Origin of the sequence: Bacillus sp. HMA207 (genome assembly GCF_003402455.1) — a bacterium.
GTDB classification, from domain to species: Bacteria; Bacillota; Bacilli; order Bacillales; family Bacillaceae_G; genus Bacillus_A; species Bacillus_A cereus.
Genome location: NZ_BEZT01000001.1, coordinates 2,008,389 through 2,033,754, shown reverse-complemented (window position 1 = coordinate 2,033,754; position 25,366 = coordinate 2,008,389). Strand labels below are relative to the sequence as shown.

Genomic DNA, 25,366 nt, shown 5'->3' with positions numbered 1-25,366 from the left:
CCATATACTTATTTTTGGGGGTAATTATGCAAAAAGCATTATAAAGTGAAACTTTAATCATTCCTCACCAATCGGGCTCTTACTGCCCGGCAAATAGCGGGATGAATTTCAAAAAGAATCTTACACACATCTTAGAATTATTCAAAACTGTATTATTAATTAAATTCAAAAGAAATGGGGCTAACTTTATGAGTGAAAAGATATTTAAAATAAACGGTATTGATATATGTACAGAAAGCTTCGGTAACTCTAATGATCCCGCTATTTTATTAATTATGGGAGCTACTTGTTCAATGATATATTGGGATGAAGAATTTTGTGAACAGTTGGCGAACACAGGAAAATTTGTTATTCGCTTTGATAATCGCGATGTTGGACGCTCTGTTACATATGAACCTAGAACTTCCAATTATACAGTAACAGATATGGCTGAAGATGCAATTGGAGTACTAGATGCTTATCATATTAATAAAGCTCACCTATTTGGTATGTCATTAGGTGGTATGATTGCTCAAATTGCTGCTGTAAAACATCCCGAAAGAATTTTGACGCTGACTTTACTAGCGACTAGTGTAATAGGATCTGATGACAATACTCGCGATTTACCTCCAATGGATGAAAGGATTTTAACACATCATGTAAATGGCACAAGTATAGATTGGGCAAATAAAAATGATGTGGCAGAGTATTTAGTTTCAGGATCTCGTCTATTATGTGGATCAGAACGAATATTTGATGAAAATAGAGTTTATAAACAAGTAAAACAAGAAATAGAACGCGCAAACAATTTATTAAGTATGTTTAATCACGCTTTACTTCAAGGTGATGATGCATATGAAGGTGTACTTCAATCCATACAAGCACCTACATTAGTTATTCACGGAACAGACGATACAGCACTACCATTTGAACATGGCCTCGCACTAATTGATGAAATTCCAAACTCAGTACTATTAACCCTTAAAGGGGCAGGCCATGAAAACCATCCAGATGACTGGGAAAGCATAATTAACGCTGTTTCTAAACATACATCTAAAATTTAGATAAATAACTAATGGAAGGGGGCACAAATTGTGCCCCCTTCTAGTTACAAACAAAAACCCATCACTGTATTCGTATGTATAGTGATGGGGACTTTGTATATTTTTCTATGTTTAAAAAAATGGACAATCTAATTGATCAACAGATTCCCATAATTTTTTTTTTGCATTTTCGGTGGATGTATTTGTGTCTAGTGTCATGTTTTTAAAAGGGTTTACTTCGACTTTTAATAAGGATGAAGGCTCCACATATAATGAGAAAACATGGCTGCTTGGTAAAGCTTTTGAAACGTCAATATCTCCAACTTGTTTAAATAGTTGCTGCGCAGCAAAAAAGAAGAAATTAGTTGGATTTGATTGTTTATTCAGCCACGCAAGCATTTCAGGTGATACCGATTTATGAATATTGATTTTTACTCGATCACCACGTTTATATCGCCTAGATCGCATACTTCCACCAACTAACTTATCGTTAAGTTTGTAAATCCTAACTCTTTTTGCTTATGCTCTCTATATTTTGGCGAACAAGTATAGACTAATAATCCTCGTGCATTTGTAAATAACGGATTATCTACAAAGATTACATTTTTGAGTCGTCCTTTTTGCTTTAAAATCATTTTTAAACTGTTTTTAATAATTACTGCACCCCCGCCATAAATAAACACGTATGGATCGTCTTTCATATCATCAATTTTATTTATAATATCTGTTGCAACACGTGCTGCTAAACCTAATAGCGCTGGCTGTGATTCCTCAACTAATAAGGTATTTCTCGGATGCTTATCATTTAAATAAATTTGATTGAATTCTGTAATACTATCAATCGTTTTAGTTGGATACTTCCGGTTCCATCTCGTAATGATTTGTAGTAACGTCTCTTTTACACCATAAGATAAACCTTTACTTAGTTGCGGACGGAAATTCACCCCTAATGAAACGACTTCTTCTGTCGTCCCTGCACCAATATCAAAAGAGAGTAGAGTTTTATCTACAAAATCAATTTCAGAAACTTGATTTTGCTCACATTCTATTTTATGTTTCACAACATTTCCTTCTTCATCGTATACAATGCCCCACGTACCAGAAGCGCCCTCAGGCAGGCATTTACAATACTCAATTGAAACATTAATTGTCACATCGCGTCCGTTCGGATAATGGAAAATAACCTTATGATTTCCCATATAACGTTTTGCATTTTCAGCAGCTATTTCTTGTGTAATAAGCTGCATAGGAAGAGCGACAGATAAATCATAACGAATATTAATATGGCTAGAAGTTGGACTTTGACGCATAGCGCTTACCGCCAAACCTGATAGTATTGTAATAACCATTAACTCATCCGTTGACTTATTCGATTTCTTCTCTACCTCAGTACCTTTTAATTGATCTTGAATAACTTTTTCTCCAACGATGTATCGTACATTATTTAGCATTAACGATGGCGAACTTATAGTCACATCAATGTGGTTTTCTAATTCAGATAATGAAACATCTACCTCATCTAAGAGTCCTGTAGGCTCACCTATATATAAAGAATAAATACTCGGAATAAAAATAGGGTCTTGCCCTTTCACCATTAACTTCAAACCGTTGTTTCCTGCATCTGCACCAGCTTTTAAAAGTATAGACATAACTACCCCCTAAATTAATCTGACATCCCTTCCAAATATATGCGAGCCCATTCTTTTACATTCAAATGTATTGTAATTTTTTATTTATCATAAAACCAAAATATTGCATACTTACATATTTCATGTAAAAAGTATTTGACATGATACTTTTCCAATTTTATACTTATATTTGTAAAAAGTTTTTTACAATCGAGGGGGCAATTATTTATTGAATACTAAAAAAACTATTTTTATAATCATTGTTTTAGCATTAATTGCAATACTAGTACATGGCACATATAAATACATAACTGAAGGTTCTATTTTAGGTGGTACGATTTTTGCTATTTCGTTAATACTTAGTAATTTAATTAATCACATTACTTGGGGAGGTCCCCACGGTGTGTCAGAAGAAAGTCAAGATGAGATGGGACAACAAATTACATATAAAAGCTTTAAAATTGCGTATTTTGTACTTGTAGTTGTAATGTTCCTTTTATTAATCTTCTCCGAAGGATTTTCTATGGGGGCTAATTTAGATGGAGTAAAAAACCTCCCTCTGTTCATCGCAATTTGCTCTTCATTCTTTATTTATCCTATTGTCGAACTCATAGTTGCAAAACAATATAAGTAAAAAGATGAGGTTTTCTACATGTAGAAAACCTCATCTTTTTATATTTACATACTCTCTACAATTGCTTTTAATTTATTCACAGTCCGCCAATTTCTAACTGTAGCTGGTGTATGTGACTTCTGAAACTGGTTCATTAATTTAGAATTTCGAATGCTATTTTTGAAAAATAAATAAACGACCTTCTCATCTATATAGCAATCTTCAAGTTCATTTTTAAATGTAAGCAATTGACTACTCTCTTCTTCAGAAAGTACATTAGCTAAAAAAGCAATATGAACACTTTCTCCTTCTAACAATGAATGAACTTCATATGGACATTGTTTAATAATATTTATAAATTCATCATGTGTTCTTAGCATGACTGGAACATCGAAATCAAATTCTTTTTTTATTTCAGATTGTATTCGGTCCTTTAGAAAGTTTATACCTTCCTCAGATTCGAACACAATATTACCACTTTGTATATATGTTTTCACTTGTTTTAACCCTATTGATTCAAACACTCGTTTTAAATCAGCCATTTTGATTACTTTATGGCCACCGACATTGATTCCTCTTAGTAATGCAATATAAAGTGTCATATTATCCCCCCCACAGTAAAATGAACTTATCAATTGAATCGGTTTTCCCACTCATATTTCTCGGATATTTGTTTTAATTCTTCTAACATATCATGAATAGATAATACCTCAAATAAAATAATAGATTCACTTGAAAAATGGTGATAATAATGATTTGGTTTATAATCTTTTAAATCATTTTTATAACTCCAAGTTGGGATGTTAAAAAAATCACAAACTAACACTGTAAGAAAAACTGCAATCCCAGTTTTAATCACTCTTCCTCCAACGATATTCCATTTTCTATCTTGATTCATTTTTTATATCCTTCATTCCTGTTTCATTTTATATACATATATTATATATTGTTAAAATAAAAAAACCTACTACTTGAATATTCAAGAGTAAGTTTTCTATCTCATTATAGGTAAATGCATTATTATTTGTTGGCCAATTGGTCCCATTCTTCTAAAACCTTTATCTTGGAAACCAACTTTTGCATATAAATTTTGTGCAGGAATATTTCTTTCATTCACAGCAAGTACAACTTCATTTTTTATTGGAAAATAACGTTTTACAAACTCTTGTAATAGTGACAGTGATTTTTTAGCATATCCCTTCCCTTGTCTATTGTGATTTATAGAAAATGAAGTTAAAAGTAAAGCATCCTCATTATCTGTGAACTCCTTTACTCTATCTCCCGTTTCCAATGCGAAAAGACCCACCGGTACCCCATTGCGATCTAAAATAACAATCACATTTTTTGTATGATCACTTTTTGCTTTCTCCAGTAATGCGCTTGGATCTGATGTAAACTGAACTTGTTCACTTGGTAAAGTAAATGTTTGTATAACTTCTTTATATTTCTCCTTATACGGAGCTAATTGAATTTCCCCTGTGTGTATGTTCATGCTAAACTCTCCCATTTTTTAGCTTATTAACTTATACCTTGCTGTGCTTTTGAATGCACTCTTCCATCTAAAAAGGTAATTTCAACAAATGAATTTGGATCGTTCCCTTTCCAAGCAAAAATTTGTTTAATTTGTGTAGAATGCTCTACCCCTTCTTCTATAAGTAAATCTCCTTCAAAACCAATTAAATCTTTCACTTCTGTATAAGTCATTCCTTCATTTATACTCGAGAAATGATTTATATTGATAGACTCTTTCTGTTGCCTTTCCATCACAGTAGAAGAAGTTGCTGTTTGGTTTTTCACTTCTTTTCTCTGTTCACACGCTGTCATACTGAAACCTAAGCATAAACTAAACAATATACATGCGCTTTTTTTCATCATAACAGTTGTCCCTCCCATCATAATTAAACCATATATTCCCTTAAAAATAAACTGAATATTTAATATTATATTTAAAAACCTCGTACAATTAAGTACGAGGCTAATTTCATTTATTCAAATGATTATTTGATTGATCATCCTGTTCTTTTCTTAACTCTTGTTCTTCATCTTTTGGTAATTGTTTATCATTATCTTTAATTGGATTCGTTTCTCTATTTTCTATCATATCATTTGGAACTTGTGGCATTACTCGGCCCACAATAGCAGCTAATTCATCTAGTATACCTTCACCTGTTTTTCCTTTTTTAATTTGCTTTCCGATTTGTTTGAGGCGTTCATACGTATCAACATCTGCTACAACGACTGCATTAGCACCGTCAGGGTCATTTTTTAAACTTTCTGCAACAGAGTACTTAATTGATTCAACTCGAGTTCGATCAAGTTTTGCTTTTACATCAATACCTACAATAGCATATTTTCCAACAACGACCGCTGTTGCATCATTCACACCTGGCACACTTGCTGCTAAAGATGCTAAATGATCTGCTGCTTTTTCATTTGGCTTATTTGATTTATTCGTATAATTAACATTTTTCATTGAAACATTTTTTTGTTCCGGCTTTTCGTTTGGATTGTCTTTTTTTCCAATACTGCATCCAGTTATAACGAAGCAAAGCATCAATATATATATTAGAGTTTTCATTATTTTCACCACTTCACTATTAAGGTTTAATCATAAATTTTTTCAACAGCTTGCATTTTCTTTACCTTTTCCTCAGCCCCGCTATTAGCATTAATGAATATTTGGTACGTATCTTTTCCTAAAGTGCCTACAAATTCATAGCAAAGTACTTCATTATGCAAATCATTGACTACTAAAGCTTTACGTTCTTCCATAACTTTTACATCCGGATTGATTTTCTTTCTTGCTTCTGCTGCAGTTAGCTTTGCCGATGGAACTGTTCGCTTTTGATGTGACGCTAAGTATTCTTTTGCGGAGAACCCAACGATAGAACCATCATCTAAAGCAATTTTCATTTGGATTGCTTCTGGATAAATTCGTACTCCATTTTCATTTACTACATACGTAAATACACCAACATTATCATATTGAGAGCTATCATAAAGCTCCATATTATTAAACTTATGGTCCTTTAAAAATTTCAAACCTTTACTACCTGCATCGTTTAAACTAACTTTCTGTTCTTTAATTTCGCGGTTATTCATAACCCAAATTGGATATCCGCCTTTTCCGGTAATATCCATATAGAACTCATTGTTCGTTGCTTCATCTTTAATTTTCACACTATAGAAGGATTCTTTCGCACCTTTTCCGCTTTTCTCAACATCTACTTTTTCATTTCCTTTTAAATTCAAAAATGATTTGGCAATTTTCGCCGCTTCATCTTTAGAAATTGCCTTTCCTTCCGCTTCAAATCCACCTTTTTTATTTTTTTGCGCACTTGTAAAGGTCGGTCCGAAGTTTGTAGAAGAATATGATGTTACGTTTTTCTCTACAGTTTTCAATCCATCAATAATTGTGTTATCTGCTGGATCGCGATTTGATGCAAGTGCCATTTCTACATCCATCCAGCGTAAATTATTTTTCAAAACAAGATGTTGTACTTTTCTTAGTTCATCTTGTATATTTCCTGCATTTGAATATAAAGTTTGTAGCGTTTTATATTCTTGCTCATTTAACGGCTCTTTTTCTAAATCACGAATGGCTGCACGGTAACTGAAATCACCGATATTCGCTAAAAATTCTTCCGTTTTATTAAATGGCATTAATGTTAAAGGAAGTTGCCCTACATCCGAGCGAGCTTCAGATGTTAAACGCCATACATCCGCTAATGCAGGTGATAAAGATGATCGTGAATTCATCGCAAGTGTTGTGCCAATTTTATCGTGTAATAAATCGACTTCGTATGCTAAATCATGGAATGCACGTTGATAGCTATTTTCCGCTCGAATTAAAACTGCATTTTTCTCTTGGTGCTCTTTATAGCCCCAATAGCCTGTTCCTACTACACCGACTGTTAATAATACAATGATAATACCTCGTAACATTGTCCCACCTCCGCTCTATTTACAGAAAATATGTTTACCGATTTTTTTAATTTGTGGACGAGTCCAAATCCATTTACTAGTCGCAGTATCTGGATTGAAATAATATAAAGCATTTCCTGTTGGATCCCATCCGTTAATCGCATCTAAAACTGCTTTTTTTGCTGTTTCATTTGGCGTTAAATATATTTGTCCATCGGCTACCGCTGTAAATGCTCTAGGTTCAAAGATTACACCTGAAACAGTATTTGGGAATGACGCACTTGTAACACGATTCAAAATAACGGCAGCTACTGCAACTTGTCCTAAATATGGTTCACCGCGTGATTCTCCGTATACTGCGTTTGCCATCAGCTGAATATCATTTTGAGAATAACCGTTCGGAACATTTGTCCCTTTATTTTGAGGTGGTTTATTCTCTTGTGCAGTTCTGCCGCTATTTCCTTTATTTGTTGTCGTCCCTTTATTAGCAGTTGACTTGTCATACTTCGTTGCCTTCACGAGCATTTGCTTCGTTTTAGCTCCAGCTAAACCATCAACGGGTAATCCGAATTTCTCTTGAAAATTCCGAAGTGCCCAATATGTACCCCATCCGAAAACACCATCCACTTTTCTCGTATAAAACCCGTTATATTTCAAACGAGATTGCAGTTCAATGACATCTTCGCCAGATGCTCCTCTTTGAATAACTTGATTAGAAAAAGCTTCTACATTCTTTAGTTGTATACTACTGACCATTAAAGACAGTCCTATGAACGCAAGTAAAACTGCTATTTTAAAAATAGCTTTTTGGCGCATAATTTTCCCTCCTTAATTACGGAAATGATTTCTTGGTTATGTTTTGTAAAAGCCTCGCTTTTATGTAAAGAAGACAAAAAAATCCAAACTAATATCGTTGAAAAAATATGTAAACAATATAAAAAAAGGATAAAAGGAGTTCATCATGAAGAAATCTTTAAAACACATCGCACTCGTCATTCTGTTCCTAACAACATGTTCAAATATATATACAGGCTCATCAATTGTTCGTGCGCAGCCACCGTATGCCAAATGGGGTAAACTTGCCGTAGAAAAGACGAAAGAACAATACCCAAAAGCAGAAATTATTGACTATCTTCATATAGGTAGAAAACCAAAAACAGTTCAAATAACTGTTGAAAAATTTAAATTGTGGTTACGTGAGAACGGAAAAGAATACGGTGTTTTTGTTGATGTAGAATTTGAAACGAAGACGGAGAAATTTATAAAGCTGTCGTTTCAGAAGACGAGTAGATAAAGTGAAACTTTAATCAGTGGGGGTTTTGTTCATCTCCCACTGATTATCAGCCCTCACCAATCGGACTTTTACGGGCAGCCCGACAAATAGCTGGATAAAGTGAAACCCCCACTGTTAAAAACAGACACAGTGGGGGTTCTTGCATTTCTAAAATTCTTTTCTAAAGTTTCGATTCCCTAAAAATCTTACCAATATACAAATAGCACCAATTACAACTGCTATCCCTATACTGTATAAAAGTACTTTAACATATCCACCTATTCTCGGATCTAAAAACGGATATGGATACCAATTCACGATTGGACCACGTATTAAGCTATATACAACGTAAAAAAATGGGAATAAAAGCCAACTTGCAGCTTGTTTCCAAGTGATTTTCTTAATAGGTGGATTTAAAATCCAATCTAAAAGCATTGTAATCGGCATGATATAATGTAGCACAGTATTTACCCATGGTATTGCCGTTTGAAGTGATTCTTCTAACCCTCTTAATAATAAAAAATAAATGAGTCCAGTCGTAAGTATGTATACCGTTGCTGCACCACGAAGTATACCAAACTGTTCTGAGCGACCAAATGTAGCTGTTCCGATACTACTTAAAAGGAGAATACATGCAACTAAAATGTTACTTTCGATAGTGAAGAAACTAAAAAAGTTAACTGGGTTGAACGGTTTCACTTGTGCCCGTATTATAAATTGCGTAATGATTGTACTAAATGCTAGAAGGCTTAAACATAGTCTAAATAAAGATAAAATTTTTTCATCTTTCATACATTCCCTCCTTTTCTTATATATAATTAGAATTTCCCTGTACATGCTCAATAAATAATTTTAACGGAACGAGCCCACGTTTTGGCATATGACTACTTATAATAGCTACTACTTCTAATTGAGGAATGATAACGATGTATTGTCCGCCGTATCCCATAGCAAAATATATACAATACGGTATGTGAAATCTTTCGTTATGTAATACCCACCAGTGATACCCATATGCGCCGACATGTTCATATGTTTCAAATAGAGCCCTACTTGACTCTTCTAACCATTTCGCTGATACAATTTCTTTTTCATTCCAATATCCATTTTGTAAACATAATTTCCCTAATTTTAACAAATCGGTAGATTTCATTTTCATACCGAAGCCACCTACATATATACCCTGCGGATCTTGTTGCCACTCGTATTCGTTAATTTTTAATGGATCAAATAAATATTTCTTTGCAAACCGCTCTGTCGACATTCCAGTAGCTTCTTGAATAATATAGCTCAGTAAATGAGAAGAACCTGAATTATAATTCATTTTTGTAGCAGGTTCTTCAATTATTGGCTTCTCTAATATGTACTGTACCCAGTTCTCTGATTCTACAAAGTCATTTGGGAATACTACTCCATTCCCAAACTCTTTCCAGTCCTCACCAGTAGTCATTGTTAATAAGTGATATAGCGTTAAATCATGTTTTTCCCCAGGTACATTTTCAATCCACTCTGTAATTGATGTATGTATATCATTTATATAGCCCTTATCAATTGCAATACCAATTAATAAAGATACGATACTTTTTGTAATCGAATTTATTTTATATAAATTATTTGCACATTCGGGTGTTTTATAATACTCAGTTGTTAATTCCCCTTTTTGATAAACAAGAAATGTATTCACTTTTTTCTTTTCGAATTTATTTTCTAGTTGCTTGAAATCCAAAAACTTTACCTCCATTTAAATAGTTACTCCATTTATTATATCTTGTTCCTTCATTTTAAACATAATTGTGCTCAAATAAAAATAAACCTGTCAGCCATAATGAACTGACAGGTTTATTTTTATAATTTTGTACGAACATTCCAAAGCTCCGGGAAGAATTGTTGATCAAGTACTCGCTTTAAATAAGAAACACCGGAGGATCCACCTGTACCCATTTTATGTCCAATAATTCTTTCTACTGTTTTCATATGACGGAAACGCCATTGTTGTAGCCAGTCTTCAATATCAATCAATTTTTCAGCAAGCTGATATAAATTCCAATATTTTTTCACATCCGCATACACTTCCAACCATGCTGCTTCTACTGTTGCATCTTCTTCATAAGGCTGCGTAATATCACGGTTTAACACATCTTTATGAATAGGGAATCCTTCTTTTACTAATGCTTGAATCGCGACATCATATAGACTTGGTGCATGTAGCGCTTTATGAAGTCGTGCATGTAATTCTGGATCCTTTTCATAAATTTTTAATGCGTGTGGCGTTTTATAGCCAAGTGCATACTCAATCATACGATATTGATACGATTGAAAACCTGAAGCTTGACCGAGTGAGTCACGAAACTCAATATATTCTGATGGTGTTAATGTCGCAAGAATATCCCAAGATTGAATAATTTGAGACTGAATTTTTGATACACGTGCTAACATTTTAAAAGCTGGTTGTAATTTATCTTGTTTAATAGATTCAATCGCCGCATTTAGCTCATGTAAAATGAGCTTCATCCAAAGCTCACTTGCTTGGTGAATAACGATAAATAACATTTCATCATGATGGTCCGATAATCTTGTTTGAGAAGATAGTAAACTATCTAATTGTAAATACTCCCCATACGTCATATTCTCTTTAAAATCCGTATGAATCCCTTTTTCCATAATTACTTTTTCATTTTCTTTCATATTAGCCAAACGCCCCTTTTATATGATTCTACTTATATTGGTCTAATAACGGCTCGAACTGGACTTCCATCTGCATCAGTTAATGCAAGTGGTAATGCAATAAGTTCATAATCACCGTCTGCTACATGATCTAGTACGACATTTTCTAAAATATGAATTCCATGTTTAAATAATTGATGATGCGCTGCTAATTCTTTATCATCTAGCGGATCAACTGATGGTACATCTACTCCGATTAAACGAATACCTTTCTCTGAAAGAAACGACGCTATGTCTGCACGTAAATGAGGGATCACCTCTGGAAATTCTTCAGCTTTTCCATGTGAAGATGTACGTAATAATAATCGTTCTACACCTTCTAAATGAAAGCTTTCTAATTCCTTTTTCCCGATGCTTTCAAGATTAGAAACGTCAATAATCCGTGCTGGGCCAACATAAACTTGAACATCTAAATCCAATACTTTCTTTCCATCATTATCAAAATGAAATGGTGCATCAATATGAGTGCCTGTATGAATACTCATCGTTAACTTTCCGACATTTACTGAGCCACTTTCTTCTTTTGACCATGAAACTTCATACGAGAACGGTGTGTCTCCTGGCCACGTTGCAATATTATTATTTAGCGGTTGTGAAATATCAATCCACTCTGATGTTTTCATATTTATGCCACAACCTCTCGCTTATTTTCAAACTGCTTATACTCTTCATTTTTCATAATTTTCTTTAATATTTGTACAGATTTCCACACTTCTTCGTATGTGTTATATAAAGCGACCGGCGCAAGTCTCACCCCATTTGGCGCTCTAAAATCTGGGATTACTCCATTTGCTTTTAGTGCTTTACATATACGTGCTGCTTCTGCATGCTCTAAATAAATGTGCCCGCCTCGTTTTTCATCCTCTAATGGATTTCCAATTGTAAATTCGAAATCTTTTAATTCATGTCCAATTAAATTCAGCATGTATCTCGTAATATGTAAAGATTTCTCACGTAAACGTTCAATACCAGCATCTTTGAAAATTTCAAGTGAACCAATTAATGGTGCTGTACTTAATACGTGCGGTGTACCAATTTGATAAGCACCTGCATGATCAGCAGCTGTTAATGTATGCTCCATATCAAACTGTTTATCTTTTCTAGAACTAAACCATCCAGACAATCCTGGCAGTCTATTAAAATGTTTACTATTTACATAAAGGCCTGCAACACTACCCGGTCCTGCATTTAAATATTTATAATTGCACCAAACAGCAAAATCGACATCCCAATCTTTGAAATGATGCGGAATAGATCCTATTGAATGGCATAAATCAAATCCAATGTGAATGCCGCGTTTATGAGCTTCCGTTGTTAAACGTTTCATATCAAGAATTTGACCACTTCTATATAAAACAGAAGGTAATAAAATTAAAGCGATATCATCTTCCATCGCATGGATAATATCTTCTTCAGAAAGTGTTCTACCATCTCGGCTTTTCACTCTTACTAAATGCTCCTCTGGATCTAATCCTTTTAAACGAATTTGACTTTGAAGTGCATAAATATCTGATGGGAAAGTTAATTCATCCGCAAGTATTTTTGTACGTATTCCTTTTGGTTCGTAAAACGTCGCAATAACTTGGTGTATATTTGTAGTTGTAGAACCGGTTACAATAGTTTCTTCCGGTAAAGCACCAATAAGAGGGGCTGTAAGTTTACCTAATTTCTCTGAAAGGAAAAACCACGGGTGCTCACCTTCTGTCCAGCCGTCAATGCCATACTCTTTCCACGAATCTAGCAACGTAAGTAATGATTTCTCTGCTCTTTTTGAAAGTAGCCCTAATGAGTTTCCATCTAAATATATAGTACCTTCTTTTTTATAGAATTCAGTTTGAAAATCTTTCAGTTCATCATGTTTATCACATTCAAGCGCATACTCATAAGTTGGTTGAAATGGTTCTTTATACATGGTGTCACCTTCTCTTAATTTTCTTTTTATTCTAACTAATTGAAATATATCACCTTAATTGATACAACGTCAATGATATTATGTCAGTTGACTTTATATATGAACTTCTTTTACAATACAGTTATATTTTCAGATATTTCAGTATAAAGAGGTGATTCTTTGAAAAACTCTACTCTTTCATCAAGAAAACACCGCTCCTTAGAAACGAAGAAGAAACTATTACACTCTGGTTACACTATTTTTATAAATAATGGATTTCAAAAAACGACAATTACACAAATTATTAAACATGCAGAAACTGGTTACGGAACAGCATATGTATACTTCAAAAACAAAGATGATCTCCTAATTAGTTTAATGGAAGATGTTATGAATCGTTTTTATAATATCGCTGAACGCTCTTTTTCTCCACAAACAAAAGAGGAAGCACGTATAATGATCCAAAATCAAGTTAGAGCATTCCTGCAATTAGCAAATGAAGAACGCGCTATTTTGCAAGTTGTAGAGGAAGCGATAGGATTATCAAGAGAAATACGGCAAAAATGGGATGAGATTCGGGAACGTTTTATAACAAGCATTAAACAGGATATTACTTACTCTCAAGAAAGTGGATTAGCACAACCTAATTTAAATAAAGAGATTGTAGCACGTGGTTGGTTCTCGATGAATGAATCGTTTCTTTGGACTATTACGCAAAATGACAAAAAGATTAACTTAGAGGAAATTGTGTATACGTTAACGGAGATGTATACGACCGGGTTATATAAATAGCACACCTTCAATAAGGAAGGTGTGTTATTTTACATCTATAAAAATATATTAACTGGGTATGGTAGCGCTAAAGTAGGCTTTTCAGAAAATGAGAAATATTGTAGTTTTAAAGATTCACCATCTATCGATTTCAGTTTTCCACTAGTAATTTCACATTCAAACACAACAACAATATATTCTACTTGATCGCCATTCGGATATATATGACGGAACCTTTCCCCTCCAAATACCCCTTTTTGTTTTTTTACTTGCACTTTCAAACCCGTTTCTTCCCACACTTCACGAACTACCGCTTCTTCTGGAGTTTCTCCAGGCTCAATTGCTCCAGCTGGCAAACTCCAGTATTCTCCGCCAGGATATTGAAATAAGATTTCTCCCTGCTCGTTTTTAATAACTGCAGCTACACTTGGCATGAATATTAGTTCATGTCCTAATTGCTCCCGGATTTTTTTATAATATAGCGACATCGACATATAATTCTCTCCCACTCCATTAATGAATAACTGTATTTTCTGACATATATTCTATAATGATACCAATAACAATTTCTATATAGAAAGGATAAGAAAATGACCCAAGTACAACTAGTAAATAGCTTTCTATCATTTTTAGGTACGACAAAACACCTACTAACTTAAAGTTTTTAAATGAGCTTATTAAAGCTCATCAAGAAAAAATAAAATGGGAAACCCTTACTAAAATAATTGACTGGGAAAAGGGGAATGAAACAGGTAATTATTTTCCTTCCATTGAGACATACATAAACCGTATTACAACAAAAGGTCTGGGCGGTACTTGTTGGACTCACTCGATTGGATTCCATTGGTTATTATCAAATCTTGGTTTTGATGTTCAATATATGTATATGGACCCCGGACATTTATGCTTACGGGTTAACTTAGACCAACCTTATTATGTTGATGTTGGTTACTGTGCACCTTTATTCCAAGCTTACCCACTTTATGAATCATTTCAAGTAAGTAATGTAAGAGAAACTTTCACTTATGAAGTCTCAAATAATAAGATTGAAATTACTAGAAATCCAGGTCCCACAAAAACCTTACACATAGAACCAATACACTTATCAAATATGAAAGAACTTATTTCAAGGTCTAACGATTGGCGTACATCTCCTGTATTAAAGAAAATTCAGATTTTCGGTTATATCAATGGCATTCCGACTTCTATAAATGATAATGTTTTAAAACAATATTTCCAAGGTAAGAAAAGAGAACAAATCATTACATCTTCTGAACTTAATTATTGGATAACAGAAAGATTTTGTGTTGATAAAGAAATATATGAAAGAGCTATTGAGATTTTCAATGAAAAATCTTCAAACAGTAAAAGCGTTACTCATGAGATTGAGTAACGCTTTTACCTTAATATATTTTTAATATTAATCTTCTTTATGATAAGCAGCTTCTACACATTCTGCTAGACGCTCCATTTGTTCCATAGTTAAACCTCGTGATATCCAGCCTGTTAACTTATACATCATTTTATAATAAAAATTACTAGGTTCATATTCTGAAATTAATGTTAGTGCTGTACCTTCCTCATCTTCTTCTAACATATAAGTCATTGCTGAATATCCTTGCTTCATTTCACTACCAAGTGAAATAATATGCGGTGCATCGTATTCAAGGATTTCTACTTCAGCCTCGAATATTTTCTTACCGACTTTTTGAACAGTAATATATTTATCTCCTACACGTGGATTCTCTTTATCCATATTTGAAGGATAGCGATTTTCTATTATAAACGTATTCCATTCTTTTATTTTTTCATCTTCTATTATATAGTCACATACAATATCCATTGGTGCTTTTATTACTATTTCAATTGCAAAACTCATTATACTGCCCCTCTCAAATACCCTATCCATTTCTATTTAACTAAATCATTATGCCATATTTTATATAGTGAAATACAAGTGGAATTTTAACTTTTATTGCGAGAATGTTTTTCGTAATAAGAAAATCATGAATAAATAATTTAAATACTTATTCATGCAAAATGTTTTACTAACAATACAACAATTAAATATAACGCAACGAGTAGTCAAGCGATGCCCATACTTTTATTTTCTTTATTTTTAAAATTTTGCACTCCTAAACTAACTAACATAATCCCTATAAGCGTTTGTAAAATTAGCATACTCTGTTCCGAAACATCATTCCAACTATAAATGGAATACCTCATTACAATAATTGCAAGTACAATCGTTAAGATCCTATTCATATGAAAATCCTTCCTATAAAAAAAGAAGCCACTAAGTTTCCTTAGTGGTTTTATTAACAATTTATATTTAGTAAAATTACTTTTTATGAGTTTGATATAAGTCAATAGAATTTCCTGGCCAATATAACTATGTATGTTAGCACACTTTTTCTTTATTCAGTCTACTTACAATTCCAACTATAAATTTATATTCAATCCTCTTCTTCTTAATCTTTTTAAATCCTTCTTTCGTATCAAAAATTAAACACGTTTTCCGAAACCACATTCGTACATATAGTGACTCAAAATAAATAGGTTTTATAATTCCTCGTTCTTCAAATTCAGTTCCATCTTTATTTTCGGTTTCTGTTCGAACGAACCACCTATTTCCGAAGCCAATTTCAATATACTTCACATAAGTCCCCCTTCTGGGAATTATTTTCTAACAATTCTATTATTTCCCCGGTAAGCGCACATTCCGACAGAACATGAGCCCACAAAGAAAAAGTAGATTACAAAAATCTACTTTATAGCTTATATTTCTGCATTCGTTTATAAAATGTACTTCGAGGAACATTTAACAGTTTTGCGGCTAACGAAACATTTCCGTTCGTCTTTTCTAACGCTTCAATCATGCTATCACGCTGTATTTTTTCGCGAAAATTCAATGTATGTTCTGTTTTATTTTCAACTTGTAACTCAAGTTGTTGTTGATTTCCCGTCATTGTTTGTATCAAAAAAGCGACTTGCTTTTCGCATATTTCCCGTCCTTGCGACAAAATGTAAATACGTTCTAATACATTTACTAGTTCCCGAATATTTCCGGGCCATGTATGTTGTAAAAATTGATTGTATATACTCTTTGGAAATACAACATTCCAATTCTTCCGTTCACAAAAGTGTTGTATAAAATATGGGATATCCTCTTTTCTTTCTATTAACGATGGAACATATAACGGATAAACGTGCAAACGATAATATAAATCTTGACGGAATTTCCCTTCTTCTACTAACCTTAGTAAATCTTTATGTGTGGCAGTAATAATACGAATATTTACTGGTACCTCTTTTGAACTTCCTATTGGAGTTATTGTGCGTTCTTGTAAAACACGCAATAAGGCTACTTGCATCTCTGGTGGTACTTCGCCAATTTCATCTAAAAACAGTGTTCCTCCATTCGCTTGTTCAAATTTCCCTTTATATCCTTGACGTCGCGCACCTGTAAACGCACCTTCAGCATAACCAAACAATTCACTTTCCATTAATTCTTTAGGCAAAGAACCGCAGTTAACAGCTATAAAGGGTCCGTCTTTTCTTGGACTATTTTCATGAATCGCTCTCGCGACATATTCCTTTCCTACTCCTGTCTCACCACATACATACACACTAGCATCAGTCGGTGAAACAAGCTTAATTTCTTCTAGTGTGTGTTGAAATGCTTTACTTGTCCCGGTAACTCCTGGAAAAGTAATTCCTTTTATAAATGTGAAAGCAGAATATGTATTCATTTGTTTGTTTTCCTTTAAATACATACATTTCCCGATCATTCTTTCATTACTATATACCGGTATCTCTAATTTAGTTTCCAATCCATGGTGCACTAAATCTTCAAGTTTCATTCTTGACCAATTAGTTACTCGTTCCCGAACGCTCTTACTCGCAGAAACGATAACATCACGATGATTACAAATAACTACTTGTTCATCACTATCAATGACATCTAAAAAACGATGGATTAAGTGTAATTCATTTTGATGAACTCTTATGCTACATTCACGTTCAATCGCATGTGCAATTGAAGTTACCATACCGAGCATATATGGATGCGAAAATTCAATTGGACAGGAGAAATCTAGAATACCAATTAATTTCCCGTCATCGTTATGAATAGGAGCAGCCGCACAACTCCAGCTATGAGATACCACGGAGTAATGTTCAGTACCACTTATCATAATAGCTTCTTCAATTTCTAGCGCTGTTCCTATTGCGTTTGTCCCCACAGCTGCTTCCGTCCATTTTACACCTTCAATAAAATTAATATGTTTCGCTCGCTTTAACGTTTGTTTATTTCCACTTAAGGATAGGACATAACCATCTGGATCGATTAATAATGCCATCATTTGTAGTTCATCAATGGTTTTTCTCATATTTTGTATTTGGGGTAATGCTATATCAAGGAAAATTTCACTCTTTTTCTTTTGTTCTCGAAAAATATTAGAAGACAAAACTTTCTGACCTTTATTCATATGAGGATTAACATTAGCCTGTTTACATCGATGCCACGATTCTGAAATTCTTTGATTTATACGATTTGAATCAAGAACACCTTCATTAACAAACTTTTTCCATGTATGTAAGTAAAACGGTGAAGCTAACATTGTATCATCTCCCTTTTAATTGTTTTGGAGATTTATAAAACATACTTTTATTATAAAACTGAATAAAAGCGTTTTCAATACAACTAGCAATACGACACAAATATGTTAATAATTTGAATATCCTAATGCACTTCTTTATTCTTTTTTAGTAGCACTATATTTTGTATAATGGATGCAAAGAAAATACATAACCAAAACCACTTTTGTGGATTACCATTTATAAAGAAAACAATCACGGCTATTGCAAATAAAATAGCGGATGCTAAACTAAAATATAATTTTGTTTTAATTTCTATTATCCCTCACCCCTCTGTTACTTTACAGTACATACTAACTCTTCATTTTTTATCTCTACTATGTACTCCTGTAAAACATATTCTTTCCCGCCATGGTTTTCATACCATTCATGTATTCCTTTAATATGCCTCTCGTCACTTCTAATTTTCGATTCTATTTCATTATACTGTTCATAACTATCATATTCCCATATGGCAAATACTTCAGACGTACCATTCTTATTATCTTTCATCCAGCGTCCTATTAGCCTAGAACCATGCTTTAATTGATTAGGTAAGTTCGTATTATTGAAATGATCATTAAATACTTCTATAAATTCATTTTTCACTACATAGTACTTCCTTCTGTAAAACATACTTCTTCACCTCTTTCATGAAAAGTATTGGTAAATCTTCCCATCACTACCGTATTATAATACTTTCCATCCGATAGTCTTTTGTCATTTTTCAAAATGCCTTCTACTTCAAAACCTAATTTTTTATAAAGATGAATAGCTTTCTCGTTTGTCTCTAATACTTGTAAAGATATTTTATTCACTGCATTTTCGTCAGCCCATTTAATAGATTGTTGTAATAGGCTCTTCCCCATTCTATATCCCCAAAACTCTTTTAAAATGCAAACGCCAAACTCCACTTTATGAGATAATCTCTTAAAATTTGATCCTTCACATCTTGAAAATCCAACGATTCGATTGTGCACTTCTGCAACTAAAAAGAGATTCTTAGTCTCTTCACTATCTGTTTTTATTATTTTTTGAAACCCTAGGTCATCTATAAATCCCTCTCCAGCATCTCTATCCATATTTTCAGTTTCTCCATCAATCTGAACTCTAATTTTCGATAACTGCTCAGCATCTTTCTCAGCTGCAGAACGAATTGTATAAGTTAATCCATTTATATAAAACTCTTGCTCTTTTACAATCATGTCAAACTCCTTTCAAATGAATATAATGGCGCTATTACAACTTGTTTACCTTGTTTCTCAAAGTCCTGAACAGTTTCTTTACTAGCCTCTTCGTCAGTTATAATAATGTCAATTTCTTTTAGAGACTCTCCTCTTATAAAACAATCTATTCCAAGTTTATTATGCGGAACTAAACAAATATTTCTTCTAGCAATTTCACTTACTCTTTTACTAAAATAAGCAACTTCAGGTGTTGCAGTACTAATACCTTGTAATGAAATGCCTCCACCTGTAGAGAAATAAAGATCAATAGAAAATCTACTTATCAATTCAGAGGCAAGTGTATCAGTAATATTCCCTGAAGGTTTTACTTTTCCGCCAATTAAATACGTATCAATATTCTTATATTCTCGTAGATAACCAGCTATTTCTATAGAATTCGTAATAACCGTAAATGATACTTCTGGTAAATATTTCAGCATCGCATTATGAACGGAAGCCCCACCAATAAAAATTGAATCACCTTCTTGTATATAAGATACCGCAACTCTTGCAATTGTGTCCTCATATATTGAGCTATCACTATAACGTTTAGCTGGTTCCGCAGCTAAGTTTCTCACTCGCGTAAGTTCAATTGCACCTCCGTGCGTTCTTTTTAATAAACCATCCTTTTCCATAATAGACAAATCTCTTCTTATAGAATCAATAGACATATCAAATCTTTCCGCAAGATCCTTTGCGATTACTCTTCCATCTGTATTAAGTAGCTCTAAAATTTTCTCTCGACGCTCTTCAGTAAACATGTCATCACCACCGTTATTGAAGATTCAGAAACTTAAACTTTATTTTAATTATATGCATGCCTCTTCAATTTTACAATATTTTCAATTCTTATTTATTCCGTTTTATACAGTCTTCTCCCTCTTTCTATCCTGTTAACTTGACAACCGAATAAATATATATCTGTATATTACGAAAAAATACTTCCATTCATCTTCCTATTGATGTAAAATTATTCCTATGTTTTACTTTTTAATACAGAAAGGGATTACTATGAAACCATTAATCAAAACGACATGTACAGCATTATTATTTACTGGAATATTAACAGGATGTAATAGCAATACTACATCAAAACAAGAAAAGAGCGCTCTCGAAAAGAATGCAATGCACTATGGGGAAATATTTAAAAACGAATACTATAGAGCAACTGTTGAAAATGCTAAATTCGAAAAAATAGACAAAGAGTGGCGTCTCACAGCTCGCGTTACTATAAATAACGCTCGTGTTGACGGACAAACGATAGATCTTTCAGAAATAAAATATTTCATAAAAGATGACAAAACGGGTGAAAAATACGAAGGTAAAGTTATACAAAATGAAAATGCTAAAAAAATTCCATCTGAATTTTCTTTAACTACTGACATTGAATTTAATATGAAAACTTCACCAAAAGATTTAAATAATATGTATTTATACATAGATAGCAAAGCAGCGCCGTTAACAGATACATATTGGAAGCTTGATAATTTAGTATCTAAATAGAAAGACCAGTCTTACATGACTGGTCTTTTACATTCATACATTTAACTTTCATTAACACTTATAATAATTTTCTAATAACAACTTGAATAACATCAGCTAAACCAGTGTGCCCTTTCCCTTCAATTCGCTCTTGTTCGCCATTAAAGAAATGAATTACCTTATGCTCTTCACACCAAGTAAGGATATCAATTGGATCATACAGCATATCAACATCTTTTGGTCCACCAGTACCATAGTTTATTTGTTTTTTTGAGTAAACTTCAAACATAATTAAACCACCAGGCTTTATCGTTTGTATCATTTTACCTAATATCATTTTTTTATAATCATCATGAAAATGTCCAAATACCATAATTGCTGCATCATATTCATTTTCTGGCAAACTATCAGCTAATAAATCTACTTTTTTTGTATGCACGTTTACGTTATGCTTCTCTGCCAATTTTTTTGTCTTCTCTAATCCATCTTCCGAATAATCAATAGCTGTTACTTCGTTCCCTTGTCTTGCTAGAAATACAGCATTTCTACCTTCTCCCTCCGCGAAAGCTATTACTTTATTGTGATTTGCTAAACGAAATGCTTGTTCTTTAATAAATGTATTAGGTTCTTCCCCGTAAAAATATTCATCTGATTTATATCGATCATTCCAAAATTTAGTCATCATCTTCTCTCCTTCTTCATATCATTTTCTAACCACAATTAAAGATATCAAAGAGTCTTTTTATCCTTAATTAATTTAAAAATAAAAGCAGATTAAAAATCCACTTTTATTTTTTTCGCAAGATCTACGATTTTTTGATTTCGTAACTCTTCTTCCATTTTCTCTTCTGCTGCAAGCATTACTTCATTAATTAAACATCCAGGTTTGTCATGTAAACAACATTCAAACAATGATGTTTTACCTTCAATTGCATGTATAATATCTAAAAATGAAATATCTTCCCAATTCTTACTAAGCGAGTAACCGCCCTTTGGACCAGATGATGAATGTATCATCCCTTCCTTCGTCAACTTAGTTAGTATTTTAGACAAGTACGTTGGTGAAACATTTTGCATTTCTGCTAATTGGTGAACACTAACTAACTTATTTGGTGTAGCCTTTGCCAGAAAAAGCATTGTATGAAGAGCATAATTTGTAGCTTTAGAATATTTCATAGTACAGCCCCTATTGTAGACTTCATGTATCTACAATAACTTTATTTTTTTATTATGTCAAACGTTTGTAATGCTCCATAAAAAATTATTTCTTCACAAGTAATACATCTGTCGCACAAATCGTCACTTCTCTAAATGGACAGTCGAATAAAACACCTAGTTCAAAACCATCTTCAGTAAGAGCTATTTCATGATATAACCACCAAGCATTTTCAAAGTTTTCCGGCATAGAACACTTTGCTACTCCTATAAAGGTTACTTCAAATTTATCAAATTCACTAAAAGTACCACTGCAATCTAATACGATAGACAAAGTATCTTCTGACTTTCTCTTTACTACTTTAATTACACTGTCGTGTAATGATGTCTTGTGTAACTGAACGACATTTGACGGAAGTTTTTTCTCAATGGAATTAAAATATTCTACGTATGATTGATCTAATTGTGCCACTCTTTTCTCATAATCTGTTGACCACTTTCGCATACGTTTTTTCAGTTCACCTGATGGGTATTCTGAATTAGTTGTGATGTTTTGTATAATTGAGTATATCGATTCAGGAAGGAACTTTAATAAATCTATTTTCCTTTTCTCAATTTCCTCCTTTAAACTTTCTATATCCATTTCCGACCATTCTTTTATAGAATCTATAAAACTTACAAATTCTAAAACTTGCATTTCTTTATACCAATCTCTTGTAAAATATTTCAATGACACCTCTCCTAAAACATCTTTACATCCAGTAAAAACAATATATCCACTTATTATATCATTCCAATAACCATTCTTTCTAAAGAAAAAATGTAAAACTGTAAATATTCCGCCTATTATTTCTAAAACTTCAGAATATTTACAAAAGTATAAAATTAGAATACATTTTAGCTGTACAAGATTCACCTGTACAAAAATTCAAACAAAAAGGGATGGTTATATGTTGAAGAAATTAGTAGCAGGGACATTAGTAGCGGGTTTTGCACTAACTGGAGGACTAGGTGCGGTAAGTGCTGAAGAAAAAAGTAACACAATTAAGTCATTTGATTATTTAAAAGTGGATGAACAAAATGTTAATTCATTTGCAAAATTAAGTGAGCAGGATAAGAAAGATATCCAAATTACTATGGTATTACCAGAGCAAAATGAAAATGGAGATTGGCTAGCTTATGGTTTTACTAGCCGTGAAACATTAGATGCGTATATTGAAAAGGATAAAAAAGCAATTAAAAATAAAATTAATCCTTTAGGTAGCGGTGCTGGTAGTACTGATTTTTATGAACATAAAGATAAAGGTGGACAATATATTTACTGGAGTAGCGGCTTTAAAAACTTACCATCTAGCTGGAATGACAGAATTTCTTCTGTAAGTACAGCGTCACCTTCTGCAAGTTATTCAACTACACTTTGGGAGCACACTTCAACACAAGGATATGGAAAAGGCGTTTTATTTAAACATGCTGATTGGTACGGTAAAACTGCTAATTTAGCTGCTGATTGGAACGATATTACTTCAGCGATTGAAATTAAATAGTAATAAGATATTTAATTTCTTCTATAAAAATTCAAACCACTATTCTCTCTTTCATTTAGAGAATAGTGGTTTATCATATTTCTATTTAAGCATGTACAGCATGTCCTACTGCTTGCATTAACGCTTCATGAATCGCCTCAGATAAAGTTGGATGTGCTGCAATATAATCTCTCATTATATCAGCGGTAACTTCTGTATGAATCATTACGGTTCCTTGACCAATAAGTTCAGTTGCATAAGGACCGATAATAGAAATCCCTACAATTTCTTGGTATTTAGGTTCTACAATGACTTTTACTTTACCTACTTGTTCTCCTAAAATAAGAGCTTTTCCGTTCGCTGTAAAAGGAAATTCTCCGATGAGGATATCACCATATTGTTCTCTTGCACCTTTTTCACTTAACCCTACACTAGCTATTTCTGGAGCTGTGTATATACAACGGGGCACAGCGTGATAATTTACTTTCACATCTTCTCCGCTTGCGTGTAATGCTGCTGTCGTTCCTTCATGGAAGGCAACGTGAGCAAGCTGAATTCCACCGATTACATCACCAGCTGCGTAAATATGCGATACGTTCGTTTGCATATGTTCATTCACAGAAATCCCTTTATTTGAAAACTGAACCCCTGCCTTTTCTAATCCTAATTGTTGCACTCGTGGTTTTCTTCCTACAGAAACAAGAACAAATTCTGGAGTTACTTCGTGAGTAATTCCCTCGTACTCAAATGAAGCTTGCTTCTTATAGTTATTTAATCCTTTTAAAACTGCTCCCGTAAAAATTTTCACACCATCTTTTTCTAATTTCTCTCTTAAAATATTCGCGATATCTTCATCTTCACCAGGTAGTAATTGCGGTGCCATTTCAACTATCGATACTTTTGTGCCAAGTCTACTATAAATACTTGCAAACTCACATCCTATTACACCACCGCCAACGATTAACAATGAAGATGGTACACTCTCAAGAGACATGGCATGGCTACTATTTAAAATCCATTTTCCATCGAACGGAGCGAATGGTAATTCTGTAGGTTCGGAACCAGATGCGATAATAAAGCTCTCTCCATCAACTACTTCTTCTTTATTTCCTTGTACAACTCGCACACGATGATCCGTTTCGAATTTCGCTTTTCCTTTTACAACTTTAATTTTATTTTTCTTCATTAAATATTGTATTCCTTGGACGAGTTGCATTACGATTTGTGATTTTCTCGCCTGTATTTGATTCCAATCAATTGATATACTTCCTGTATTAAGCGTAACTCCATAATCATTCGCTTTTCTCACAATGTCATGTATTTCAGCACTTTCTAATAGTGATTTCGTAGGCATACAACCAACATTTAAACACGTTCCGCCAAGTTCAGCTTCATCAATAAGAGTGACACCTTTGCCATTTTGAGCCGCGGTAATTGCCGCTACATATCCAGCTGGTCCGCCTCCAATTACAACTAGTTTACTCATTCTCTCACCT

General features: G+C 33.3%; 31 protein-coding genes and 2 pseudogenes. 7 read left to right on the top strand and 26 right to left on the bottom strand.

Features of this window, described 5'->3' with window-relative positions; all coding sequences use genetic code 11:
* Positions 1-188 precede the first annotated feature (188 nt).
* Positions 189-1,043 (top strand): alpha/beta fold hydrolase, encoded by an 855-nt coding sequence (locus HMAS_RS10720; RefSeq protein WP_001290788.1) that lies wholly within the window; start codon positions 189-191, stop codon positions 1,041-1,043.
* A 111-nt stretch (positions 1,044-1,154) separates the two neighbouring features.
* Here the strand turns inward: HMAS_RS10720 and HMAS_RS10715 are convergent, their stop codons facing one another.
* Together HMAS_RS10715 and HMAS_RS10710 are read right to left on the bottom strand one after the other, a co-directional pair.
* A complete protein-coding gene (locus HMAS_RS10715) occupies positions 1,155-1,490 on the bottom strand; it encodes a hypothetical protein (protein WP_001257760.1) in 336 nt (111 codons plus the stop codon).
* A gap of 11 nt (positions 1,491-1,501) precedes the next feature.
* Complete coding sequence (locus HMAS_RS10710) at positions 1,502-2,671, bottom strand: ParM/StbA family protein (RefSeq protein ID WP_000025622.1); 1,170 nt, start codon at positions 2,669-2,671, stop codon at positions 1,502-1,504.
* A 208-nt stretch (positions 2,672-2,879) separates the two neighbouring features.
* Here HMAS_RS10710 and HMAS_RS10705 point away from each other — a divergent pair, with 208 nt between their 5' ends.
* Positions 2,880-3,284: a hypothetical protein gene (locus tag HMAS_RS10705; protein WP_046392790.1), complete on the top strand. Its 405-nt coding sequence runs from the start codon at positions 2,880-2,882 to the stop codon at positions 3,282-3,284.
* A 44-nt stretch (positions 3,285-3,328) separates the two neighbouring features.
* Here HMAS_RS10705 and HMAS_RS10700 read toward each other — a convergent pair whose 3' ends face one another.
* The 7 genes and pseudogenes from HMAS_RS10700 to sleB all read right to left on the bottom strand — a co-directional run bounded on the left by HMAS_RS10700 (position 3,329) and on the right by sleB (position 8,003).
* Positions 3,329-3,865, bottom strand: coding sequence for a DUF1697 domain-containing protein (locus HMAS_RS10700; protein WP_000177388.1), 537 nt, complete (start codon positions 3,863-3,865; stop codon positions 3,329-3,331).
* Positions 3,866-4,089: 224 nt separating this feature from the next.
* A pseudogene (locus HMAS_RS28050) lies at positions 4,090-4,161 on the bottom strand (hypothetical protein); the annotation flags it as partial.
* 96 nt (positions 4,162-4,257) lie between these two features.
* Complete coding sequence (locus HMAS_RS10690; protein ID WP_002024242.1) at positions 4,258-4,770, bottom strand: GNAT family N-acetyltransferase; 513 nt, start codon at positions 4,768-4,770, stop codon at positions 4,258-4,260.
* 11 nt (positions 4,771-4,781) lie between these two features.
* Positions 4,782-5,138, bottom strand: a complete 357-nt coding sequence (locus HMAS_RS10685) for a hypothetical protein (protein ID WP_000976446.1) — start codon at positions 5,136-5,138, stop codon at positions 4,782-4,784.
* Positions 5,139-5,244: 106 nt separating this feature from the next.
* On the bottom strand, positions 5,245-5,841 hold the full coding sequence (locus HMAS_RS10680) for a YhcN/YlaJ family sporulation lipoprotein (RefSeq protein ID WP_000854053.1): 597 nt from the start codon (positions 5,839-5,841) through the stop codon (positions 5,245-5,247).
* 26 nt (positions 5,842-5,867) lie between these two features.
* Positions 5,868-7,208 (bottom strand): germination protein YpeB, encoded by a 1,341-nt coding sequence (ypeB, locus tag HMAS_RS10675; RefSeq protein WP_000943727.1) that lies wholly within the window; start codon positions 7,206-7,208, stop codon positions 5,868-5,870.
* Between the two features lie 15 nt (positions 7,209-7,223).
* A complete protein-coding gene (sleB, locus tag HMAS_RS10670) occupies positions 7,224-8,003 on the bottom strand; it encodes a spore cortex-lytic enzyme (RefSeq protein WP_116344800.1) in 780 nt (259 codons plus the stop codon).
* A gap of 145 nt (positions 8,004-8,148) precedes the next feature.
* Between sleB and HMAS_RS10665 the strand changes: the two genes are divergently transcribed.
* Positions 8,149-8,481 carry a DUF3889 domain-containing protein gene (locus tag HMAS_RS10665; protein ID WP_116344799.1) on the top strand — a complete coding sequence of 111 codons (333 nt, stop codon included), beginning with the start codon at positions 8,149-8,151 and terminating at the stop codon, positions 8,479-8,481.
* A gap of 147 nt (positions 8,482-8,628) precedes the next feature.
* On the opposite strand, the gene HMAS_RS10660 is transcribed toward HMAS_RS10665, so the two are convergent.
* The 5 genes from HMAS_RS10660 to kynU all read right to left on the bottom strand — a co-directional run bounded on the left by HMAS_RS10660 (position 8,629) and on the right by kynU (position 13,096).
* On the bottom strand, positions 8,629-9,252 hold the full coding sequence (locus tag HMAS_RS10660) for a Pr6Pr family membrane protein (protein ID WP_116344798.1): 624 nt from the start codon (positions 9,250-9,252) through the stop codon (positions 8,629-8,631).
* A gap of 16 nt (positions 9,253-9,268) precedes the next feature.
* Positions 9,269-10,186, bottom strand: coding sequence for a serine hydrolase domain-containing protein (locus HMAS_RS10655; protein ID WP_098955068.1), 918 nt, complete (start codon positions 10,184-10,186; stop codon positions 9,269-9,271).
* 119 nt (positions 10,187-10,305) lie between these two features.
* Entirely contained in the window at positions 10,306-11,145 is an 840-nt protein-coding gene (gene kynA, locus HMAS_RS10650) for a tryptophan 2,3-dioxygenase (RefSeq protein ID WP_116344797.1), read from the bottom strand.
* A gap of 32 nt (positions 11,146-11,177) precedes the next feature.
* Positions 11,178-11,807: an arylformamidase gene (kynB, locus tag HMAS_RS10645; protein ID WP_000858074.1), complete on the bottom strand. Its 630-nt coding sequence runs from the start codon at positions 11,805-11,807 to the stop codon at positions 11,178-11,180.
* A gap of 2 nt (positions 11,808-11,809) precedes the next feature.
* On the bottom strand, positions 11,810-13,096 hold the full coding sequence (gene kynU / locus HMAS_RS10640) for a kynureninase (RefSeq protein ID WP_000276298.1): 1,287 nt from the start codon (positions 13,094-13,096) through the stop codon (positions 11,810-11,812).
* Between the two features lie 159 nt (positions 13,097-13,255).
* Between kynU and HMAS_RS10635 the strand changes: the two genes are divergently transcribed.
* Complete coding sequence (locus HMAS_RS10635; RefSeq protein ID WP_000798542.1) at positions 13,256-13,867, top strand: TetR/AcrR family transcriptional regulator; 612 nt, start codon at positions 13,256-13,258, stop codon at positions 13,865-13,867.
* A 35-nt stretch (positions 13,868-13,902) separates the two neighbouring features.
* Here the strand turns inward: HMAS_RS10635 and HMAS_RS10630 are convergent, their stop codons facing one another.
* Positions 13,903-14,340, bottom strand: coding sequence for an NUDIX hydrolase (locus HMAS_RS10630; RefSeq protein ID WP_000062926.1), 438 nt, complete (start codon positions 14,338-14,340; stop codon positions 13,903-13,905).
* A gap of 96 nt (positions 14,341-14,436) precedes the next feature.
* Between HMAS_RS10630 and HMAS_RS10620 the strand changes: the two are divergent.
* Positions 14,437-15,239: pseudogene (locus HMAS_RS10620) on the top strand (arylamine N-acetyltransferase).
* A gap of 27 nt (positions 15,240-15,266) precedes the next feature.
* Here the strand turns inward: HMAS_RS10620 and HMAS_RS10615 are convergent.
* From HMAS_RS10615 to HMAS_RS10585, 7 genes are all read right to left on the bottom strand, one after another.
* Positions 15,267-15,725 (bottom strand): SRPBCC family protein, encoded by a 459-nt coding sequence (locus tag HMAS_RS10615; RefSeq protein ID WP_000006415.1) that lies wholly within the window; start codon positions 15,723-15,725, stop codon positions 15,267-15,269.
* Positions 15,726-15,931: 206 nt separating this feature from the next.
* Complete coding sequence (locus tag HMAS_RS10610) at positions 15,932-16,111, bottom strand: DUF3953 domain-containing protein (RefSeq protein ID WP_001079917.1); 180 nt, start codon at positions 16,109-16,111, stop codon at positions 15,932-15,934.
* Between the two features lie 136 nt (positions 16,112-16,247).
* On the bottom strand, positions 16,248-16,505 hold the full coding sequence (locus HMAS_RS10605) for a DUF3977 family protein (RefSeq protein ID WP_000873828.1): 258 nt from the start codon (positions 16,503-16,505) through the stop codon (positions 16,248-16,250).
* Positions 16,506-16,617: 112 nt separating this feature from the next.
* Positions 16,618-18,468 carry a sigma-54-dependent Fis family transcriptional regulator gene (locus HMAS_RS10600; RefSeq protein ID WP_000881435.1) on the bottom strand — a complete coding sequence of 617 codons (1,851 nt, stop codon included), beginning with the start codon at positions 18,466-18,468 and terminating at the stop codon, positions 16,618-16,620.
* A 313-nt stretch (positions 18,469-18,781) separates the two neighbouring features.
* The gene (locus HMAS_RS10595) at positions 18,782-19,120 is read right to left on the bottom strand and encodes an NIPSNAP family protein (RefSeq protein ID WP_000499991.1); all 339 of its coding nucleotides are present in this window, start codon (positions 19,118-19,120) and stop codon (positions 18,782-18,784) included.
* Positions 19,093-19,689 (bottom strand): GNAT family N-acetyltransferase, encoded by a 597-nt coding sequence (locus HMAS_RS10590; protein ID WP_000635682.1) that lies wholly within the window; start codon positions 19,687-19,689, stop codon positions 19,093-19,095. The genes HMAS_RS10595 and HMAS_RS10590 overlap by 28 nt, the downstream gene beginning before the upstream one ends.
* Positions 19,686-20,471, bottom strand: a complete 786-nt coding sequence (locus HMAS_RS10585) for a DeoR/GlpR family DNA-binding transcription regulator (protein ID WP_006924315.1) — start codon at positions 20,469-20,471, stop codon at positions 19,686-19,688. Before HMAS_RS10585 ends, HMAS_RS10590 begins: the two co-directional genes overlap by 4 nt.
* Positions 20,472-20,721: 250 nt before the next feature.
* On the opposite strand from HMAS_RS10585, the gene HMAS_RS10580 reads away from it, so the two are divergent.
* Positions 20,722-21,213: a hypothetical protein gene (locus HMAS_RS10580; protein ID WP_000803253.1), complete on the top strand. Its 492-nt coding sequence runs from the start codon at positions 20,722-20,724 to the stop codon at positions 21,211-21,213.
* A gap of 58 nt (positions 21,214-21,271) precedes the next feature.
* Here the strand turns inward: HMAS_RS10580 and HMAS_RS10575 are convergent, their stop codons facing one another.
* From HMAS_RS10575 to HMAS_RS10565, 3 genes are all read right to left on the bottom strand, one after another.
* Entirely contained in the window at positions 21,272-21,877 is a 606-nt protein-coding gene (locus HMAS_RS10575) for a class I SAM-dependent methyltransferase (RefSeq protein ID WP_049108040.1), read from the bottom strand.
* An 89-nt stretch (positions 21,878-21,966) separates the two neighbouring features.
* Positions 21,967-22,368 (bottom strand): Rrf2 family transcriptional regulator, encoded by a 402-nt coding sequence (locus HMAS_RS10570; protein WP_000877650.1) that lies wholly within the window; start codon positions 22,366-22,368, stop codon positions 21,967-21,969.
* Between the two features lie 85 nt (positions 22,369-22,453).
* Entirely contained in the window at positions 22,454-23,077 is a 624-nt protein-coding gene (locus HMAS_RS10565; protein ID WP_048558523.1) for a DUF4085 domain-containing protein, read from the bottom strand.
* A gap of 220 nt (positions 23,078-23,297) precedes the next feature.
* Here HMAS_RS10565 and HMAS_RS10560 point away from each other — a divergent pair, with 220 nt between their 5' ends.
* Complete coding sequence (locus tag HMAS_RS10560) at positions 23,298-23,891, top strand: hypothetical protein (protein WP_000914443.1); 594 nt, start codon at positions 23,298-23,300, stop codon at positions 23,889-23,891.
* 85 nt (positions 23,892-23,976) lie between these two features.
* Here the strand turns inward: HMAS_RS10560 and lpdA are convergent, their stop codons facing one another.
* On the bottom strand, positions 23,977-25,356 hold the full coding sequence (gene lpdA, locus HMAS_RS10555) for a dihydrolipoyl dehydrogenase (RefSeq protein ID WP_000041217.1): 1,380 nt from the start codon (positions 25,354-25,356) through the stop codon (positions 23,977-23,979).
* Between the last annotated feature and the right edge of the window lie 10 nt (positions 25,357-25,366).

What these genes read in the sequence shown, in the direction of transcription:
- HMAS_RS10720 (WP_001290788.1), top strand. Translation starts at nt 189, where the DNA reads ATGAGTGAAAAGATATTTAAAATAAACGGTATTGATATATGTACAGAA.
- HMAS_RS10715 (WP_001257760.1), bottom strand. Translation starts at nt 1,490, where the DNA reads ATGCGATCTAGGCGATATAAACGTGGTGATCGAGTAAAAATCAATATT.
- HMAS_RS10710 (WP_000025622.1), bottom strand. Translation starts at nt 2,671, where the DNA reads ATGTCTATACTTTTAAAAGCTGGTGCAGATGCAGGAAACAACGGTTTG.
- HMAS_RS10700 (WP_000177388.1), bottom strand. Translation starts at nt 3,865, where the DNA reads ATGACACTTTATATTGCATTACTAAGAGGAATCAATGTCGGTGGCCAT.
- HMAS_RS10690 (WP_002024242.1), bottom strand. Translation starts at nt 4,770, where the DNA reads ATGGGAGAGTTTAGCATGAACATACACACAGGGGAAATTCAATTAGCT.
- HMAS_RS10685 (WP_000976446.1), bottom strand. Translation starts at nt 5,138, where the DNA reads ATGATGAAAAAAAGCGCATGTATATTGTTTAGTTTATGCTTAGGTTTC.
- HMAS_RS10680 (WP_000854053.1), bottom strand. Translation starts at nt 5,841, where the DNA reads ATGAAAACTCTAATATATATATTGATGCTTTGCTTCGTTATAACTGGA.
- ypeB (WP_000943727.1), bottom strand. Translation starts at nt 7,208, where the DNA reads ATGTTACGAGGTATTATCATTGTATTATTAACAGTCGGTGTAGTAGGA.
- sleB (WP_116344800.1), bottom strand. Translation starts at nt 8,003, where the DNA reads ATGCGCCAAAAAGCTATTTTTAAAATAGCAGTTTTACTTGCGTTCATA.
- HMAS_RS10665 (WP_116344799.1), top strand. Translation starts at nt 8,149, where the DNA reads ATGAAGAAATCTTTAAAACACATCGCACTCGTCATTCTGTTCCTAACA.
- HMAS_RS10660 (WP_116344798.1), bottom strand. Translation starts at nt 9,252, where the DNA reads ATGAAAGATGAAAAAATTTTATCTTTATTTAGACTATGTTTAAGCCTT.
- kynA (WP_116344797.1), bottom strand. Translation starts at nt 11,145, where the DNA reads ATGAAAGAAAATGAAAAAGTAATTATGGAAAAAGGGATTCATACGGAT.
- kynB (WP_000858074.1), bottom strand. Translation starts at nt 11,807, where the DNA reads ATGAAAACATCAGAGTGGATTGATATTTCACAACCGCTAAATAATAAT.
- kynU (WP_000276298.1), bottom strand. Translation starts at nt 13,096, where the DNA reads ATGTATAAAGAACCATTTCAACCAACTTATGAGTATGCGCTTGAATGT.
- HMAS_RS10630 (WP_000062926.1), bottom strand. Translation starts at nt 14,340, where the DNA reads ATGTCGATGTCGCTATATTATAAAAAAATCCGGGAGCAATTAGGACAT.
- HMAS_RS10615 (WP_000006415.1), bottom strand. Translation starts at nt 15,725, where the DNA reads ATGAGTTTTGCAATTGAAATAGTAATAAAAGCACCAATGGATATTGTA.
- HMAS_RS10610 (WP_001079917.1), bottom strand. Translation starts at nt 16,111, where the DNA reads ATGAATAGGATCTTAACGATTGTACTTGCAATTATTGTAATGAGGTAT.
- HMAS_RS10600 (WP_000881435.1), bottom strand. Translation starts at nt 18,468, where the DNA reads ATGTTAGCTTCACCGTTTTACTTACATACATGGAAAAAGTTTGTTAAT.
- HMAS_RS10595 (WP_000499991.1), bottom strand. Translation starts at nt 19,120, where the DNA reads ATGTTTTACAGAAGGAAGTACTATGTAGTGAAAAATGAATTTATAGAA.
- HMAS_RS10590 (WP_000635682.1), bottom strand. Translation starts at nt 19,689, where the DNA reads ATGATTGTAAAAGAGCAAGAGTTTTATATAAATGGATTAACTTATACA.
- HMAS_RS10585 (WP_006924315.1), bottom strand. Translation starts at nt 20,471, where the DNA reads ATGTTTACTGAAGAGCGTCGAGAGAAAATTTTAGAGCTACTTAATACA.
- HMAS_RS10580 (WP_000803253.1), top strand. Translation starts at nt 20,722, where the DNA reads ATGAAACCATTAATCAAAACGACATGTACAGCATTATTATTTACTGGA.
- HMAS_RS10575 (WP_049108040.1), bottom strand. Translation starts at nt 21,877, where the DNA reads ATGATGACTAAATTTTGGAATGATCGATATAAATCAGATGAATATTTT.
- HMAS_RS10570 (WP_000877650.1), bottom strand. Translation starts at nt 22,368, where the DNA reads ATGAAATATTCTAAAGCTACAAATTATGCTCTTCATACAATGCTTTTT.
- HMAS_RS10560 (WP_000914443.1), top strand. Translation starts at nt 23,298, where the DNA reads ATGTTGAAGAAATTAGTAGCAGGGACATTAGTAGCGGGTTTTGCACTA.
- lpdA (WP_000041217.1), bottom strand. Translation starts at nt 25,356, where the DNA reads ATGAGTAAACTAGTTGTAATTGGAGGCGGACCAGCTGGATATGTAGCG.